The 15,836-nt window shown below is 66.1% G+C and carries 17 protein-coding genes, 1 tRNA gene and 1 pseudogene; 11 read left to right on the top strand and 8 right to left on the bottom strand.

Annotated elements, in window-relative coordinates; translation table 11 throughout:
• The 3 genes from ASE63_RS12550 to ASE63_RS12540 all read left to right on the top strand — a co-directional run bounded on the left by ASE63_RS12550 (position 1) and on the right by ASE63_RS12540 (position 2,691).
• Positions 1-948, top strand: a complete 948-nt coding sequence (locus tag ASE63_RS12550; RefSeq protein WP_056801412.1) for an electron transfer flavoprotein subunit alpha/FixB family protein — start codon at positions 1-3, stop codon at positions 946-948.
• 89 nt (positions 949-1,037) lie between these two features.
• Positions 1,038-1,934 (top strand): 3-hydroxybutyryl-CoA dehydrogenase, encoded by an 897-nt coding sequence (locus tag ASE63_RS12545; RefSeq protein WP_082609882.1) that lies wholly within the window; start codon positions 1,038-1,040, stop codon positions 1,932-1,934.
• A 199-nt stretch (positions 1,935-2,133) separates the two neighbouring features.
• Positions 2,134-2,691 (top strand): HNH endonuclease, encoded by a 558-nt coding sequence (locus ASE63_RS12540; protein WP_056801759.1) that lies wholly within the window; start codon positions 2,134-2,136, stop codon positions 2,689-2,691.
• 9 nt (positions 2,692-2,700) lie between these two features.
• Here ASE63_RS12540 and ASE63_RS12535 read toward each other — a convergent pair whose 3' ends face one another.
• A complete protein-coding gene (locus ASE63_RS12535; protein ID WP_056801410.1) occupies positions 2,701-3,222 on the bottom strand; it encodes a disulfide bond formation protein B in 522 nt (173 codons plus the stop codon).
• Positions 3,223-3,407: 185 nt separating this feature from the next.
• Here ASE63_RS12535 and ASE63_RS12530 point away from each other — a divergent pair.
• The 4 genes and pseudogenes from ASE63_RS12530 (at position 3,408) to ASE63_RS12515 (ending at position 4,548) form a co-directional block, all read left to right on the top strand.
• A tRNA-Leu gene (locus ASE63_RS12530) sits at positions 3,408-3,492 on the top strand.
• 274 nt (positions 3,493-3,766) lie between these two features.
• Entirely contained in the window at positions 3,767-3,952 is a 186-nt protein-coding gene (locus tag ASE63_RS12525) for a hypothetical protein (RefSeq protein WP_056801408.1), read from the top strand.
• 171 nt (positions 3,953-4,123) lie between these two features.
• Positions 4,124-4,312: pseudogene (locus ASE63_RS12520) on the top strand (helix-turn-helix domain-containing protein); the annotation flags it as partial.
• 11 nt (positions 4,313-4,323) lie between these two features.
• Positions 4,324-4,548 carry a hypothetical protein gene (locus tag ASE63_RS12515; RefSeq protein WP_156410321.1) on the top strand — a complete coding sequence of 75 codons (225 nt, stop codon included), beginning with the start codon at positions 4,324-4,326 and terminating at the stop codon, positions 4,546-4,548.
• Between the two features lie 144 nt (positions 4,549-4,692).
• Here ASE63_RS12515 and ASE63_RS12510 read toward each other — a convergent pair whose 3' ends face one another.
• A complete protein-coding gene (locus tag ASE63_RS12510; protein WP_056801400.1) occupies positions 4,693-4,917 on the bottom strand; it encodes a hypothetical protein in 225 nt (74 codons plus the stop codon).
• A 633-nt stretch (positions 4,918-5,550) separates the two neighbouring features.
• On the opposite strand from ASE63_RS12510, the gene ASE63_RS12505 reads away from it, so the two are divergent.
• Positions 5,551-6,009 carry a hypothetical protein gene (locus ASE63_RS12505; RefSeq protein ID WP_348271353.1) on the top strand — a complete coding sequence of 153 codons (459 nt, stop codon included), beginning with the start codon at positions 5,551-5,553 and terminating at the stop codon, positions 6,007-6,009.
• A 142-nt stretch (positions 6,010-6,151) separates the two neighbouring features.
• Here ASE63_RS12505 and ASE63_RS12500 read toward each other — a convergent pair whose 3' ends face one another.
• Positions 6,152-7,063 (bottom strand): NAD(P)-dependent oxidoreductase, encoded by a 912-nt coding sequence (locus ASE63_RS12500; protein ID WP_056801757.1) that lies wholly within the window; start codon positions 7,061-7,063, stop codon positions 6,152-6,154.
• A 103-nt stretch (positions 7,064-7,166) separates the two neighbouring features.
• On the opposite strand from ASE63_RS12500, the gene ASE63_RS12495 reads away from it, so the two are divergent.
• Entirely contained in the window at positions 7,167-8,240 is a 1,074-nt protein-coding gene (locus ASE63_RS12495) for a LacI family DNA-binding transcriptional regulator (protein ID WP_082609913.1), read from the top strand.
• A gap of 16 nt (positions 8,241-8,256) precedes the next feature.
• Here the strand turns inward: ASE63_RS12495 and ASE63_RS12490 are convergent, their stop codons facing one another.
• The 5 genes from ASE63_RS12490 to ugpC all read right to left on the bottom strand — a co-directional run bounded on the left by ASE63_RS12490 (position 8,257) and on the right by ugpC (position 13,634).
• Positions 8,257-9,162 carry an NAD(P)-dependent oxidoreductase gene (locus ASE63_RS12490; protein WP_056801396.1) on the bottom strand — a complete coding sequence of 302 codons (906 nt, stop codon included), beginning with the start codon at positions 9,160-9,162 and terminating at the stop codon, positions 8,257-8,259.
• Between the two features lie 93 nt (positions 9,163-9,255).
• Complete coding sequence (locus tag ASE63_RS12485) at positions 9,256-10,158, bottom strand: carbohydrate ABC transporter permease (protein WP_056801394.1); 903 nt, start codon at positions 10,156-10,158, stop codon at positions 9,256-9,258.
• Positions 10,151-11,107, bottom strand: coding sequence for a sugar ABC transporter permease (locus ASE63_RS12480; RefSeq protein WP_056801393.1), 957 nt, complete (start codon positions 11,105-11,107; stop codon positions 10,151-10,153). Before ASE63_RS12480 ends, ASE63_RS12485 begins: the two co-directional genes overlap by 8 nt.
• Before the next feature lie 66 nt (positions 11,108-11,173).
• Positions 11,174-12,475: an extracellular solute-binding protein gene (locus ASE63_RS12475; protein ID WP_056801754.1), complete on the bottom strand. Its 1,302-nt coding sequence runs from the start codon at positions 12,473-12,475 to the stop codon at positions 11,174-11,176.
• Between the two features lie 106 nt (positions 12,476-12,581).
• Positions 12,582-13,634, bottom strand: a complete 1,053-nt coding sequence (gene ugpC, locus ASE63_RS12470) for a sn-glycerol-3-phosphate ABC transporter ATP-binding protein UgpC (protein WP_056801752.1) — start codon at positions 13,632-13,634, stop codon at positions 12,582-12,584.
• Positions 13,635-13,906: 272 nt separating this feature from the next.
• Between ugpC and ASE63_RS12465 the strand changes: the two genes are divergently transcribed.
• Complete coding sequence (locus ASE63_RS12465) at positions 13,907-14,668, top strand: FadR/GntR family transcriptional regulator (RefSeq protein ID WP_056801391.1); 762 nt, start codon at positions 13,907-13,909, stop codon at positions 14,666-14,668.
• Positions 14,669-14,853: 185 nt separating this feature from the next.
• Positions 14,854-15,828 carry a 2-hydroxyacid dehydrogenase gene (locus ASE63_RS12460; RefSeq protein ID WP_056801389.1) on the top strand — a complete coding sequence of 325 codons (975 nt, stop codon included), beginning with the start codon at positions 14,854-14,856 and terminating at the stop codon, positions 15,826-15,828.
• The last annotated feature ends 8 nt before the right edge of the window (positions 15,829-15,836 follow it).

Raw genomic sequence — 15,836 nt, 5'->3', positions numbered from 1 at the left:
ATGACGACGCTGCTGCTCGCCAAGCACGACAACAAGAGCCTCAACGAGGCGACCCGCAAGGCCCTGACCGCCGCCAAGGAACTCGGCGCGCCCGTGCATGTCCTCGTTGCCGGCTACAATGCCAAGGCCGTGGCCGAGGCCGCCGCCAGGCTCGACGGCGTCGAGAAGGTGCTGCATGCCGAGGATGGAGCTTACGAGCATCGCCTGGCCGAGCCGCTGGCAGCCCTGATCGTCTCGCTCGCCGGCGCCTATGACGCGCTCGTCGCGCCCGGCACCACGACCGGCAAGAACGTGATGCCGCGCGTCGCCGCCCTGCTCGACGTGATGCAGGTATCGGAGATCACCAAAGTGGTCTCGCCCGACACCTTCGAGCGCCCGATCTATGCCGGCAACGCCATTCAGACCGTCCAGGCGACCGACGCCAAGAAGGTCCTGACCGTGCGCGGCGCCTCCTTCCAGGCGACCGCCGACGGCAGCGCCTCGGCCCCGATCGAGAGCGTCGCGGCGGCGCAGGACCCCGGCACCTCGTCCTTCAAGGGCGAGGAGGTCGCCAAGTCCGATCGTCCGGAGCTGGCTTCCGCCAAGATCATCATCTCGGGTGGCCGCGCACTGGCCTCCTCGGAGAACTTCGCCAAGGTGATCGAGCCCGTCGCCGACCGTCTCGGCGCCGCCATGGGCGCCTCGCGCGCCGCGGTCGATGCCGGCTACGCGCCGAACGACTGGCAGGTCGGCCAGACCGGCAAGGTCGTGGCGCCGGAGCTCTATATCGCGGTTGGCATCTCCGGCGCGATCCAGCATCTCGCCGGCATGAAGGACTCGAAGGTCATCGTCGCGATCAACAAGGACGAGGAGGCGCCGATCTTCCAGGTCGCCGATTACGGCCTGGTCGGCGATCTCTTCGCCATCCTGCCCGAGCTCGACGCCGAACTCGCCAAGATCGGCAAGTAGGCGGCCGTCGACGACGACCCCGCAACGACAACCGGGCTGCCGCACTGGCGGCCCGCATCGCTTCGGCAGGCGAAGCGGTGATACCGGAGATGGAACAGACCATGTCGGCTCAGGCGATCAGGACGATCGGCATCATCGGCGCGGGTCAGATGGGCAACGGCATCGCCCATGTGGCGGCCGTGGCCGGTTTCGACGTCAGGCTGCATGACCTCGCCGAGGATCGCATCAAGGCGGCGCTTGCCACCATCGACGGCAACATGGCGCGCCAGGTCGCCAAGGGCGCCATCGGCGACGAGGTCCGCCGCGACGCCATGGCGAAGATCACACCTGCCCCGAGCCTTTCGGGCCTCGCCGATTGCGACCTCGTCATCGAGGCCGCGACCGAGAACGAGGAGATCAAGCGCAAGATCTTCAACGCGGCCTGCGAGCACATCAAGCCGGACGCGATCCTCGCCTCCAACACCTCCTCGATCTCGATCACGCGGCTTGCCGCCGCGACCGACCGGCCCGAGCACTTCATCGGCATCCATTTCATGAACCCGGTGCCGCTGATGCAGCTCGTCGAGCTGATCCGCGGCATCGCCACCGACGACACGACCTTCGAGCTCGCCAAGGATTTCGTCGGCAAGCTGCACAAGACGGTCTCGGTCTCGGAGGATTTCCCGGCCTTCATCGTCAACCGCATCCTGCTGCCGATGATCAACGAAGCGGTCTACACGCTCTATGAGGGCGTCGGCTCGGTCGAGGCGATCGACACGGCCATGAAGCTCGGCGCCAACCACCCGATGGGCCCGCTCCAGCTCGCCGACTTCATCGGCCTCGACACCTGCCTCTCGGTGATGCAGGTGCTCCATGACGGGCTGGCGGATTCGAAGTATCGCCCCTGCCCGCTGCTGGTGAAATATGTCGAGGCCGGCTGGCTCGGCCGCAAGACCAAGCGCGGCTTCTACGATTATCGCGGCGAGAAGCCGGTCCCGACCCGCTGAGCCGGGACGGACGACCCAACTCCCCCTTGCATCGCGTGCGCGGACACGTGGCGGCTCGCCGCCGCGTGGCTTGCCGCGCAGAATCGTCAAGGCTACGCCGCATCCCCTTCACAATCCTGTCGTCTCGGGCCTACATTGAGGAGTTACCGGATTCGCCGGCTTAGGCAGCGGAGGCGCGATAGGGGTGACTGCGCATGTGATGCATCCAATGGCGTCCCCGGACGGTTGTCCGGCGCTGGTGCTCAATGCCGATTTTCGGCCGCTCAGCTATTATCCGCTTTCGCTCTGGAGCTGGCAGGACGCGATCAAGGCGGTCTTCATGGACCGCGTCAACATCGTCTCCGAATACGACACGGTGGTGCGCAGCCCGCGCTTCGACATGCGGCTGCCCTCGGTGGTCTCGCTGAAGACCTATATCAAGCCGTCCCGCACGCCCGCCTTCACGCGCTTCAACGTCTTCCTGCGCGATCGCTTCTCCTGCCAGTATTGCGGCACGCGCGACGAACTGACCTTCGACCATGTCATCCCCCGCTCGAAGGGCGGCCTGACCACCTGGGAGAACGTCGTCGCGGCCTGCTCGCCCTGCAACCTGCGCAAGGGCGACAAGATGCCCGCCGTGGTCGACATGTTCCCGCTGCAGAAGGCCTACGCGCCGACGGTCAACGACCTGCACCGCAACGGCAAGCTCTTCCCGCCGAACTATCTGCACGACAGCTGGCTCGACTATCTCTACTGGGATTCCGAGCTGGAGCCGTGAGCTGCAAGCCTATCCGCGTGGCCGCCTGACCAGCCCCGCGACGGCCAGCCCGAGCAGTCCCAGCGACGCCAGCGCGTTCCAGCCCGCCAGCGACAGCCCCAGAAACCGCCAGGCCGCCTCCGAACAGGCGACGACGCGCGTGGTCTGGAGCTGCTTCATGAAATCCTGGACGCCTGCCGCCGCCGGTGCTGCCGCGCCGCCGCAATCATTGGGGCCGGCGAACCAGCCCCATTCGACGCCGGCGTGATAGACCCCGAGCCCGGTGCTCCAGACCATCAGCCCGGCAAGCCCGAGCAGCACGAGCCATTGCAGCCTCACCGACCGCGCCAGCAGGACCGCGGCTGCGGCAAGCCCGATCGCGGCATAATGCGGCATGCGCTGCTCGAGGCAGAGCTTGCAGGGCCGCAGGCCCCAGACGAGCTCGAAGAACCAGGCCCCTGCGATCAGCGCGAGGCAGCAGAGCCCGATCAGCAGGATCAGGCGCGACGGCGCGAAGACGCCTCGCGGCAGGGAGGCGGGGAACGACGTCATGGGCAGACCGTAAACATGGGCGTGAGCCTCGGCAGGACAGGAACCGGCCCGAACCGGGCGCCGGCCTGACGCTGAAGTACAGCAGGACCGGCTCCTCCGCAGCCATCTTCGCAATCACGTTCGCGCGGCATAGCGGCCGATTGACCGGGCCCGGCCGATCGCTATAGTCCGCCGGCCCGCAAGGGGCCCCTGTGGCGGAATTGGTAGACGCGCTCGACTCAAAATCGAGTTCCGCAAGGAGTGCTGGTTCGATCCCGGCCAGGGGCACCAACAGGCTTTCCCGATCACGGTCAATGGCAAGGCAGCGCTTTGCGACGCCCGCGCGGCTGCCTCCCTTTCGCGCCGCCCCAAATCGATGGCGCCCCCGGGGCGGCCGGGTTAAATAGCCTCTCGGGCAACGACGGGGGTGCTGATGCGGCTTTCCCATGCGCTATCGATATGTCCAGTATTACTGGGTTGTCTCGTCCCCGCCGCGGCGCAGGAGACCCGCCCGCTCCCCCGGATTCAGCAATCCTGCCTGGCTTGGGACAGGAGCCTGAATGGAATGCTGTCCTGGAACGAAGCCTATTCGATCCATCCGCCGGAATTGCGGGCGATCGTGCGCGCGGAAGCATTGAAGTTACGCGAGAGATGCTTGCGGGACGTGACCATGGCCACGGTCAATCGCTACGTCCTGCTCGGCAAGATGCTCTACGATGACGAAGAGGACGAGGTCGAGAGCTTCGATTGATCGTCATGGTTCGGACTGCATCAGCCGGCCGAACGTCCGCGCCTGCGCCTAGGCTTTACCATTTATTAACCATGACGGGCGCCCCCTAGGAATGTCCAACGGGGCCTGGGGGGCTCGGAAAGGACAGTCACCATGCACGACCTCACCCCTGGGCCGACCGTCGTGGATCAACTGGTCGGCCAACCCGTCGCCGATGTCGAACGAGAACTGATCCTGGCAACGCTGCGGGAAACCGGCGGGAACCGCACCCATGCGGCCAACCTGCTCGGGATCGCCATCCGCACCCTGCGCAACAAGATCGGCTGCTATGCCTCCGATGGCTACGACGTGCCGGAACCGACACAGCAGGCGACGTCATGAGTGCCGCGCCGATGGCCGCGGATGCGGTGGCCGCCAGCAATCTGGTCTCGTCCTCGACGATGGCCGGGCTGCTGCGTGGCCTCGTGCAGAAGGGTGTCCTGCAGCCCGCCGACATCCGCGAGGTCTACGAAACCGCGCTGCTGCTTCTGGAGCAGCAGCAGGCGAGCCTGCCGCATGCCGCGAAAACCTTCGTCGCCGCTCGCTCCATCATCGAACGGCAACTGGCGACGCCCTGACGCCCTGCTTCGCTCAAGGCGGCCGAACGCGCATGGCCCACAAATCCGATGCCGTCATTGCGAGCCCTCCGGTCTTGCCTTCGGCAAACCCCGAGGGCTCGCAATGACAAGGTCAGCGTTTCAACGGAATCGAAAAAGCGCTTGTCACTCGACTTCGAACCTCTCGCACAGTCCGCTCAGTGGATCGGCGATGCGCCAATGCGTCGGCTGCCAACCGAGGGCCTCGCCGCCTTCGTCGCACCAGGCCGGGATGACCGGCGCATCGACCCCGCCCTTGCGGACGAGGCAACACCAGGCCCGCGCTTGGTTGACGCCATCCGTCACCTCGACCACATCGCTCGAGCCGCGTCGCGCGCTGGGCGCCCCCATAGTCCAACCACCACTCTTCATGACCCCGAATACCCTTCGGCCCTTCTCGCCCGGGACCATCCTTCGGAGGGTGGCCTTGCGCCGGGCTGACGGGAAACGGGAGCTTCCGCGCGCCGGCAATCGGGGCGCGGAAGACCGGGGAAGGCCGCTACGGGACGACCTGGCCGCGGGCCCGGGCTCGCTGCGGCAGGCGGCATGAGCATCCGGTCCCGACGGGCGCGGTGGTCGCCAGGACGCAGATGCGCTGCGGCGTGCGGCAATGGCGACCATCCGCCTGAACGGATTCCTGGCGGAACCCGGCCGGGCCTCCCAGAAACGGCACCCGCCCCGCGCTGCCGCCGCCATAATCGATCGGCGGCCCGGCGCCTGGGATGCCGCCGCCCGGAGCATGCAACCTGATATCGGGGACATTGTCCGAAAGCGAAGGCGGACCGAGGCCGCGCCGGGGCCCATCCGGCGTCAGCGGTCCGGTTCCCGGCGTTCCCCCCAATTGTGCTGCGGCCGGCATCGACTGCAACAGGAGCGGCAGAGACACCGCCAGCAATCCGTACAGCAACCCGCGACGCATGACGCTTTCCTCCCCGGCCCGGATCGACGCGCGCGCTAACGGACGCGAGGTTTCGATCCATCTCCTTGTTTCGGCATCGGTTCTGTCTGAAAGTGCATTCCACTTTTCGGGCCGATGCGATAGCCGCCGGCATCATCATGCCCCCGCCCGCATTCTTCTCCAAGTTTCGGCCACGGATGCAATCTCGCCGCAGTCGCAAGCCAGCATCCACCGGGATGAAAACCGGAAAGCAAGAGCTTCGGCAGGCCTTCAGGCGCCTCGATGCCGAGTTGCCACCGCGGCTGGCCGCATTGCTGCGCTGGCTGCGCCATCCGGATTCGCGCTGGATCCGCGTGCCCGCGGGGCTGCTGCTCATCCTCGGCGGCGTCGTCTCGTTCCTGCCGATCCTCGGCCTCTGGATGCTGCCGCTCGGGCTGCTGCTCCTGGCGATCGACGCCCCTTTTCTCCAGCGCCCGATGGCGAGGATCGTGAACCGGATCCTCAACTGGCTTGAACGGCGCAGGGCCCGCAAGCGCGCGCATTGAAGCCGGATGCAGGAGCAGCGTCCCATCGGCGCGAAATGCTGGTCAATTTGTCGGTTTCAGCCCTGCTTTCCGTCATTGCGAGGAGCGTCAGCGTTGCCTCCCCGCAGTGACGAGATCGACGTTTCAATGCGGTTGAGAAACGCTAGCCCTTCCCATCCAGCGAGATGCCGTTCTGCGACGCCACCCAGTCCGATAGCATCGGCACGTAGTCATCACCCCTGCCGGCCGCCACGGGCATGGCAAACGCGTTCTTGATGGCGTTTCCAACCGGGTTCGGCACGCCGGCCGCATTGGCGACGCTCTCGAGATAGCGGACATCCTTGAGCGCGTTCACCAGCGTGAACTTGTGGGCGTCCCGGTCGCGCTCGAGCACATACTGCATGAAGGTCTGGTAGAAGCCGCAATCCATGCGGCTGCCGCGCAGGACGCTGTCGAAGGTCTGGGGCGTGATGCCGATCTTCTGCGCAACGGTCAGCGCCTCGGCATAGATCGCGGCATAGCCCATCGAGAGGAAGTTGTTCAGGAGCTTCATCTTGTGACCGTCGCCGACCGGCCCGAGATACGTGACCTTCTGCGCCCAGGCCTCGATCGCCGGCCTGATGCGGGCAAAGACCTCCGGCGCCGCACCGACCATGGAAGAGAGCTGGCCGAGCGCCGCCTGCGCCGGCGTGCCGCCCAGCGGCGCATCCGCCATGTGCAGGCCCTTGGCCTCCAGCTCCTGCGCGATCCGGACCGTTATGGTCGGGTCCGAGGTCGAGCAGTCGATCACCACCGTCCCCGGCTTCGCGCCGGCGACGATCCCGTCCGGGCCGTTGACCACCGCCTCGACCTGGGCCGAGCCCGTCACGCAGAGGAAGATGATCGTGGCGTTCTCGGCCAGTTCCTTCGGCGTCTTCGCCTCCCTGGCTCCGGCGGCGACGAGCTCCTCGACCGGCTTGCGGTTGCGATGGCCCATCACGGTGAGCGGAAAGCCCTTGTCGACCAGATTGCGGGCCATGCCCTGCCCCATCAGGCCGACGCCGATGAAACCGATCGATTCTTTGGTTGCGGTCATCTTCAAATTCCCCTGCTTATATGAGACTCAGCCTATCGATGTGATGGAACGCCTGACCAGGATCTGGTCGCCAGGTCGCATGCCGGCCCCGGAGAAGAGCATCATGACCAGCGGGCCGAGCGGCGCCGAATCTGCGATCAGGCCGCCGCCAGCCGTTGCGGCCGGGCGCAGCCGCGTCACGCTGCAGATCATCGCGGACCGGCTCTCGGTCTCGACCGCGACCGTCTCGCTGGCGCTGCGCGGCTCGCCGCTGGTGGCGGAGGCGACACGAGCCCGAGTCCAGCAGATGGCCCGGGAGATGGGCTACAGCTACAACCGCAGCGCAGCCTCGCTCCGCACCGACCGCACCAACATCCTCGGCGTCGGCTTCCACGACATCACCAACCCCTATTTCGCCGAGCTTCTCGCCGCGATCGAGGAGACCACCACGGCAAATGGCCGCTCGATCCTGCTCGGCACCTATGGCGAGGATCTCGAGCGGCAGGACCGCGTGCTCAGCACGCTCAAGGAATACCGGCCGGACGGCATGATCCTCTGCGCTGCCGGCGGCAGCACGCCCGAGACCTTCGTCCATCTGGTCGCCGCCGGCGTGCCGATCGTCCAGCTCTCCCGCGAAATCAGCGAGGAGCTTGATTTCGTCGGCTCCGACGATCGCCACGGCACCCTCCTGGCGATGGAGCACCTGATCGGGCTCGGCCACCGGCGCATCGCCTTCATCTGCGCGAGCCAGCACATCTCGACCGGGCGCAACCGCTATCTCGGCTATTGCGAGGCGCTGTCCCGGCACGGAATCGGCGTCGATCCGAATCTGGTCTATCCTGGTTTCGGTACGCGCGAGAACGGCTCGAAGGGCGTCCAGACCCTGCTCGACGTGGCCGATCCGCCGACGGCTGCCGTCTGCATGAACGACCTCTCGGCCTTCGGGGCGATGCTGGGCCTGCGCCATCGCGGTCGCGAGGCCGGTATCGATTTCTCGATCGTCGGCTGCGACGACGTCCAGGAGGCGTCGCAATGGTATCCGGCCCTGACGACGATCCGGAATTTCCAGGACGAGATGGGCAGCAAATCGGCTGAGTTCCTGATCCGCCGCATCGCCGAGCCCGACGCCCCGCGCCGCCGCCTGCTGCTGACGCCGGCGCTCATCGTCCGCGGCACGACCACGCCGCCGCGGCTCTGACGCAGCAGCCCACCTTTCAGGCATCATTCGCAGGCTTGGCGTTGAGGGCGCGATAGGCCCGGACCACCTGCGAATCGTCGCGCCCGCCATGGCCGAGCCCGGACGAGGCCAGGAACATCTGGTGAGCCGCCGCCGCCAGCGGCAGGGCGGCCTTCGCGGCGCGGCCGGCATCGAGCACGATGCCGAGATCCTTGACGAAGATGTCGACGGCGCTCGCGACCGCCGGGTCTGGCTCGTGCATCCGCGGCCCGCGATCCCTGAGCATCCAGGAGGAGGCGGCCGAGCCCCCCATGATCTCGAACAGCAGCTTGCCGTCGATGCCCGCCTTCTCGGCGAGCGAGAGCGCCTCGGCCGCGACCGCGATGTGCACCCCGCAGAGCAGCTGGTTGACGGTCTTCACCGTCGCGCCCTGCCCGGCCTTCTCGCCGACATGGAAGACCTTGTCGCCGAGCGCATCGAGCACCGGTTTGGCACGGGCGACGCTTTCGGAAGGAGCGCCGACCATGATGGTCAGCGTCGCGTTGCGCGCGCCGTTGACGCCGCCGGAGACCGGCGCGTCGATGAAATGGCGGCCCGATCTGGTGACCTCGGCTGCGATCGCCTCAGCCTCACCCGGCGGGCAGGTCGCCATCAGGATCACGCTGGCAGCCGGAGCCAACGCGTCGAGTGCCCCGGCCTCGAACAGCACCGCGCGCGCCTGAGCGGCATTGACCACCATCAGCACCAGCGCATCCGCTCCCGCAGCAGCCTGCTTTGCGCTCTCGGCCTGGTTACCCCCGGCGGCGACCAGCGCCTCGCGCGCCGCGGCGCGCATGTCGAAGCCGGTGACGCGGAACTGCCGCTTGATCAGGTTTTCGGCCATCGGCGCGCCCATGGCGCCAAGCCCGACGAAGGCGACGGAGGAAATCGGGTTATCGGGCATGCGAGCAGGCACTTTCGGAACGAAAGCGGGCACGGCTCGCGCCATGCCCGCGATGGAAGGGGCCGGCCTCGAAGGGCCGGCACCAAGGCTGGATCACTCCTTTACCGCGCCCGTCAGTGAGGCGACATAGTAGTCGACAAAGAAGGAGTAGAGCAGCGCGACGGGAATGGAGCCTAGCAGCGCGCCGGCCATCAGCGAGCCCCAGTGATAGACGTCGCCCTCGACGAGCTGGGTCAGCACCGCGACCGGAACCGTCTTCTTCTCCGCCGACTGGATGAAGGCGAGCGCGTAGATGAACTCGTTCCAGGACAGGGTGAAGGCGAAGATGCCGGCCGAGATCAGCCCCGGCATGGCGAGCGGCAGCGTGATCATCCACAGGGTCTGCAGTCGCGTCGCCCCGTCGATCATCGCGCATTCCTCGAGCTCGTAGGGGATCGACTTGAAATAGCCGATCAGGAGCCAGGTGCAGAACGGGATCAGGAAGGTCGGATAGGTCAGGATCAGCGCCATCGGCGAGTCGAACAGGCCGAGCTGGAAGATCAGGGTCGCCATCGGGATGAACAGGATCGATGGCGGCACCAGATAGGCGAGATAGATGCCCAGGCCGACATATTGCGAGCCCCTGAACTTGAGCCGCTGGATCGCATAGGCGGCGAGCACGCTGGCAAACAGCGACAGCGCCGTCGCCACCGTCGCCACCATCATCGTGGTCCAGAGCCACTGCGGATAATCCGTCTCGAACAGCAGCTTCTTGATGTTGTCGAGCGTCGGCGACTGCACCCAGAACGGGTTGTGGTTCTTGTAGTCGAGCAGCTCGGCGTTCGGTTTGATCGCCGTGATCGCCATCCAGTAGAACGGGAACAGCAGGATCAGCACGAAGAGCGACAACGGCAGATAGAGCGTGATGAAGCGCCGCGGCCCCGAGGACCAGTCGATGACGCCGGTGCTTTCCTTCTCCGTCAGCGGCGGGCGCGTGGCGAGGGTCTGGTCAGTCATTGTCTTCACCCTGCTGCCACTTGCGCCGGGACAGGCCGTAATAGCTGAACAGCGTCGCCATCACGAGGAACGGGATCATCGCCACCGCGATTGCCGCGCCCTCGCCCAACTGCCCGCCGGGGATGCCGCGTTGGAAGGCCAGCGTTGCCATCAGATGCGTCGCATTGACCGGGCCGCCGCGGGTGATGGCGTAGACCAGCTGGAAATCGGTGAAGGTGAACAGCACCGAGAAGGTCAGCACCACCGCCAGGATCGGCATCAGCATCGGGAACGTCACATGCCGGAAGCGCTGCCAGGCATTGGCGCCGTCGAGCATCGCCGCCTCGTAGAGCGAGGGCGAGATCGTCTGCAAACCGGCCAGCAGGCTGATCGCGACGAACGGGATGCCGCGCCAGATATTGGCGGCGATCAGCGACCAGCGCGCCGGCCAGGGCTGGCCGAGGAAATCGATATAGGTGTCGCGCCAGCCGAGGACGTCGACCAGCACATAGGAGATGATCGAGAACTGTGGATCGTAGATCCACCAGAAGGCGATCGCCGAGAGCACCGTCGGCACGATCCAGGGAATGAGGATGATGGCGCGCAGCAGCGACTTCATCGGCAGGTGGTTGTTGAGCAGCAGCGCCAGCCACAACCCGAGCGCGAACTTACCGATCGTCGCCACGCTGGTGTAGAGCAGCGTGTTCCAGACCGAGGTGATGAAGACCCGGTCGTGCCAAAGCGACTCGAAATTCTCGAGGCCGATGAATGAACCGGCCCGGCCGATGCGCGTATCGGTGAAGGCGAGCCAGATGCCCAGCCCCAGCGGATAGCTGAGGAACACCGTCAGCAGGCCGATGGCGGGCAGCAGGCAGATGAAGATCAGGAAAGGCTTGTTGTCGAACAGTCGCACCAGCCAGCTCTGGTCGAGCTGGTACGAGGTTCGCGTTTCGGCAGCAACAATGGCCATGGCGCGCTCGCGATTTGGACCGGTATCCCCAGCCGCCGACCATGGACGGCGACTGGGGAAGACGGGTCAGGTCCGATAATAGCGCTTGGCGCGGCGCTCGGCTTCCTTGGCGGCCTCTTCCGGCGTCGCCTGCCCGGCGCAGACGGAAGCGACCATCTGGACAGTGACGTATTCGGCGGCGACGGTGCCCGCGGCCTCGTTGATCGCGCCCTTGTAACCACTCCAGAGCGCACGCTCCCACGTGTCGCGATAGACGACGATCTTGGGATCGCTCTCCCAGACCTTGCTCGCGGCATAGGCCTTAAGCGGCTGGGTCCAGTAGCCGTAGCAGCCGGTCAGCCACTTGTCGTACTGCTCCTTCTCCATCATGAAGCGGAGATATTCCTTGGCCGCGTTCGGGAACTTGGTGTGCTTGAACACCATGGCGTTGATCACCAGCGCCGGCTCCGACGGACGGCCGAGCGGGCCGACCGGCATCGTGGCGTGGTTCAGGTCCTTGCCGATCGCCGCGGTCTTCTCGTCCTTCGAGTTCTTGATCGAGAAGTAGAGCGACACACCGTTCTGCGTAAGGCCGATTTCACCGGCAGACAGCGCCTTGTTGTTGCTGATGTCGAGCCAGGAGAGCGTGCCGGGAATGAAGGTCTCGTAGAGCGCCTTGGCGTATTTCAGCGCCTCGACGGTCTCCTTCGAATTGATCGCGACCTTGTTGTTCTCGTCGACCATGTAGCCGCCATGGGTCCAGACGAGCCAGTTGCAGAAGGCGTTGCCGTCACCCACCGCATTGCCGAGCGCGAAGCCGGCCGGGTGCCCGGTCTCCTTAAGCTTGCGGCAGAGCTGCAGGAAGCCGTCGAGATCCTTCGGGAAGGTGTCGAAGCCCGCTTCCTTGACCCAGGATTCGCGATAGACCGCCGGCGCGCCGGAGGCGCCCATCGGGATCGAGATCCACTGGTTGGTCTTGTCCTTCTTGCCGTACTTCTCGGCGATCGGGTACCAGCCGCCATGCTTCTTGCCGAGATCCTCGGCGATCGGTGTCAGGTCGATCAGCTTGTCGGAGAAGATGTGCGGATCATCGGCCCAGCCGACGACGATGTCGGGCCCGGCGCCGGTATTGGCGGTCACCGCAGTCTGCGGGCGCAGATCCTCCCAGCCGGCATAGTCGACGCGGACCTGCACGCCGGTCGCCTTGGTGAAGGCCTCGGTGTTCTCGTTGAAGATCGTCTGGTCGGGGTCGACGAACTTGGTCGGGCGCAGCACGCGCAGCGTCGCGCCCTTCTCGATGTTCGCCTGCGCGATGCTCGGCATCGGCAGCGCCGCGCCCGCGGCGAGGCCGGCCGAGCCGAGAAGGACGTCACGTCTCGAAATCGTCATGGGTGTCTCCTCCGTTGGATGTGCGGCGACCTGCATCGGGTCGTCGTCACGGCTTTTCCCTGGTTACGAAAACGCCGCCGGCCCTTGGGGCTCGGCGGCGTCGGCGTCAGATGCGCTTGCCCGTGGCAGCGTCGAAGAGATGGGTCACGGCGGTGTCGGGCGTGATCCGGATCGTCTCGCCGGCCTTGGCGGTTATGCGCTCGCGGAACACGCAGGTCAGGCTCTGGCCGCCGCAGCGGACGACGACCTGCGTCTCCGAGCCCATCGGTTCGACGACCACGACCTCGGCCTCGAGCCCGTTGGGATTGAGCTGGATATGCTCGGGGCGAATGCCGAACACAGCCGCCTTGCCGTTGGAATCGGCCGGGTGCTGGCCGATCGGCCAGACCACGCCGCCCTCGGTCTCGAAGCCCGCAGCGGTGATCTTGCCCTTCAGCAGGTTCATCGAGGGCGATCCGATGAAGGCCGCCACGAACAGGTTGACCGGCCGGTCGTAGAGATCGAGCGGAGCGCCCATCTGCTCGACGATGCCATCATGCATCACGACGATCTTGTCGGCCATGGTCATGGCCTCGATCTGGTCGTGTGTGACGTAGACGGTCGTCGTCTTGAGCCGCTGGTGCAGCTCCTTGATCTCGGTGCGCATCTGCACGCGCAGCTTGGCGTCGAGATTGGAAAGCGGCTCGTCGAACAGAAAGACTTGCGGATCGCGCACGATGGCGCGGCCCATCGCGACGCGCTGGCGCTGGCCGCCCGAAAGCTGGCGCGGATAGCGGTCGAGCAGCTTGTCGAGGCCGAGGATGCCCGCGGCTTTGCCGACGCGCGCGTCGATCTCGGATTTCGGCGCCTTCCGGAGCTTCATCGAGAAGGCCATGTTGTCGGCGACCGTCATATGCGGATAGAGCGCATAGTTCTGGAACACCATCGCGATGTCGCGCTCCTTCGGCGGGACGTCGTTGACGACGCGCGGACCGATCCGGATTTCGCCGCCGGAGATGTTCTCCAGACCGGCGATCATGCGCAGCAGGGTCGATTTTCCGCAGCCCGAAGGCCCGACCAGGATCACGAACTCGCCGTCGTCGATGTCGATGTCGACGCCATGGATGACCTGCGTCGAGCCATAGGCCTTGCGCACATCGGCAATCTGGACTGAGGCCATCTGGGCCCTCTCCTCAACGTCGTTTCCCCGGGAGGACACGGTGACCTGCCATTCCGGCAGGGTCCGCATCGCGCCTGAATCGGCTTCTGTCGGCCGATCGAATTTAAAGCCGTTTGCGACTCAGAGCGCCCCCTGAATCCAGCGGCAGCGCCTTGCGTCGGGCTTCATCTGCGATAAAGTCATACCATACGGACAGGCGTGTCAAGCACTGGACGCACAGCGGAACGGCGCTCCAGCCGTGCCCTCCGCCGCAACGGAAGAGGCGCCAGACGATGCGGGTGCGCGACTATTCGCGACCGACGACACTCAATCCCGACCGCCTCTTCGGCCAGGTCGCCCAGAAACTCGCCGTCGCCATCATCACCGGCGGCGTAAAGGCCGGTGAACTGCTGCCGAACGAGGAGGATCTGCGTTCCGACATCTCGGTCTCGCGGACCGCCTATCGCGAAGCCGTGAAGGTCCTCACCGCCAAGGGGCTGGTCGAGGCAAGGCCCAAGAGCGGTACGCGGGCCGCGCCGCGCGATAGCTGGAACCTGCTCGATCCGGACGTCCTCGCCTGGCATTTCGAGGCCGATCCGAACGAGAAATTCATCCGCGATCTCTTCGAGTTGCGCCGTTTCGCCGAGCCTGCCGCCGCCGGCCTGGCGGCGCAGCGGCGCACCCCCGCCGACATCGCCCGCATCGAGGCCGCCTATCGCGGGATGGGCGCGAACCAGCCCTACACCGACGCCGCGATCCGCGCCGACCTCGCCTTCCACGAGGCGGTCTTCATCGCCTCGCACAACGCCACGCTGCTGTGCCTCGCGAGCGCCGTCGCGGCCACGGTGCAATGGTCGCTGCTCCTGAAATCGATCGAGGATCGCAATTTCTTCGTCGCCTCGCTGGTGGACCACGAACGCGTGCTGGACGCGATCATCCAGCGCGATGGCGATCTCGCATCGACGCGGATGGCGGCGCTGGTGATCGACAGCCTGAATGCGACGCTCGCCATATTGGCGCCCGGCACCGCGACGATCGTTCAGAAAAGTGCATGATTAAGTCATACTATATATGCGCCAGCTGCGCTTTGCCGTTCGCGCCTAGCGTGATGGGATGGCTCATGCTCGATCCCTGCGGCCCTGCGTGACTTTCGCGAAACCGCAGCTTCGGTCATTTAATCGATTCATATGCGCCGAATCAAGGGGCGCAGCCTCACCGCCAGCTTACGGAAACGCTCCCGATGACACGCTCCGACGCCACCGAAATCCTGATGACCGGCCCGCTGATGGCCTATGCGGCCGACCAGTTGAAGGCCCGCTTCACGGTACACGAGCTCTGGAAGGCCGAGGACAAGGCCGCGCTCCTGCGCGAGGTCGGCGGCCGGGTGCGCGGCGTCGCCGCCGGCGGTGGCCATAACCGCGTCGACGGCGCGCTGTTCGATGCGCTCCCAAAACTCGAGGTCGTCTCCAGCTTCGGCGTCGGCTACGACCATGTCGATGCCGCCGAGGCCGGCCGTCGCGGCCTCATCGTCACCAACACGCCTGATGTCCTGACGGACGAGGTCGCCGATCTCGCGCTCGGCCTGCTGATCGCGACTGTCCGGCAGCTGCCGCAGGTCGACCGCTACCTGCGCGAAGGCAAGTGGCTGAAGGCCGCCTACCCGCTGACCACCTCGCTGCGCGGACGGACCGTCGGCATCGTCGGGCTCGGCCGCATCGGCAAGGCCGTGGCGAGCCGCGTCGAGGCCTTCGGCCTGCCGGTCGTCTATCACGGTCGTTCGCGCCAGGCGGACGTGGCGTATCGCTACTACCCCTCGCTGGTCGAGATGGCCCAGGATGTCGACACGCTGATCTCGGTCGCGCCGGGCGGTGAATCGACCCATCACATCATCAATGCCGAGGTGCTGAAGGCGCTCGGTCCCAACGGCATCGTCGTCAATGTCGGGCGCGGCACCGTGATCGACGAGCAGGCGCTGATCAAGGCGTTGCAGGACAAGACTATCCTCTCCGCCGGCCTCGACGTCTTCGAGGACGAGCCCCGCGTCCCGGCCGAGTTGATCGCGATCGAGCATGCGGTGCTCCTGCCCCATGTCGGCTCGGCCTCGGTCCACACCCGCGAGGCGATGGGCCAGTTGCTGGTCGACAATCTTAGCTCCTGGTTCGACGGCAAGGGCCCGCTCACCGCCGTCGCCGAAACCCCCTGGAAGAAGGGCTGAGCGCCCCG

The organism is Allobosea sp. Root381 (assembly GCF_001429395.1).
Classification (GTDB): Bacteria; Pseudomonadota; Alphaproteobacteria; order Rhizobiales; family Beijerinckiaceae; genus Allobosea.
The sequence above is the reverse complement of the archived record's forward strand: the minus strand, read 5'-3'. Positions and strand labels throughout refer to the sequence as shown.

Coding starts and splice junctions, on each gene's coding strand:
- ASE63_RS12550 (WP_056801412.1), top strand. CDS start 1: ATGACGACGCTGCTGCTCGCCAAGCACGACAACAAGAGCCTCAACGAG.
- ASE63_RS12545 (WP_082609882.1), top strand. CDS start 1,038: ATGGAACAGACCATGTCGGCTCAGGCGATCAGGACGATCGGCATCATC.
- ASE63_RS12540 (WP_056801759.1), top strand. CDS start 2,134: ATGCATCCAATGGCGTCCCCGGACGGTTGTCCGGCGCTGGTGCTCAAT.
- ASE63_RS12535 (WP_056801410.1), bottom strand. CDS start 3,222: ATGACGTCGTTCCCCGCCTCCCTGCCGCGAGGCGTCTTCGCGCCGTCG.
- ASE63_RS12525 (WP_056801408.1), top strand. CDS start 3,767: ATGCTGTCCTGGAACGAAGCCTATTCGATCCATCCGCCGGAATTGCGG.
- ASE63_RS12515 (WP_156410321.1), top strand. CDS start 4,324: ATGGCCGCGGATGCGGTGGCCGCCAGCAATCTGGTCTCGTCCTCGACG.
- ASE63_RS12510 (WP_056801400.1), bottom strand. CDS start 4,917: ATGGGGGCGCCCAGCGCGCGACGCGGCTCGAGCGATGTGGTCGAGGTG.
- ASE63_RS12500 (WP_056801757.1), bottom strand. CDS start 7,063: ATGACCGCAACCAAAGAATCGATCGGTTTCATCGGCGTCGGCCTGATG.
- ASE63_RS12495 (WP_082609913.1), top strand. CDS start 7,167: ATGACCAGCGGGCCGAGCGGCGCCGAATCTGCGATCAGGCCGCCGCCA.
- ASE63_RS12490 (WP_056801396.1), bottom strand. CDS start 9,162: ATGCCCGATAACCCGATTTCCTCCGTCGCCTTCGTCGGGCTTGGCGCC.
- ASE63_RS12485 (WP_056801394.1), bottom strand. CDS start 10,158: ATGACTGACCAGACCCTCGCCACGCGCCCGCCGCTGACGGAGAAGGAA.
- ASE63_RS12480 (WP_056801393.1), bottom strand. CDS start 11,107: ATGGCCATTGTTGCTGCCGAAACGCGAACCTCGTACCAGCTCGACCAG.
- ASE63_RS12475 (WP_056801754.1), bottom strand. CDS start 12,475: ATGACGATTTCGAGACGTGACGTCCTTCTCGGCTCGGCCGGCCTCGCC.
- ugpC (WP_056801752.1), bottom strand. CDS start 13,634: ATGGCCTCAGTCCAGATTGCCGATGTGCGCAAGGCCTATGGCTCGACG.
- ASE63_RS12465 (WP_056801391.1), top strand. CDS start 13,907: ATGCGGGTGCGCGACTATTCGCGACCGACGACACTCAATCCCGACCGC.
- ASE63_RS12460 (WP_056801389.1), top strand. CDS start 14,854: ATGACACGCTCCGACGCCACCGAAATCCTGATGACCGGCCCGCTGATG.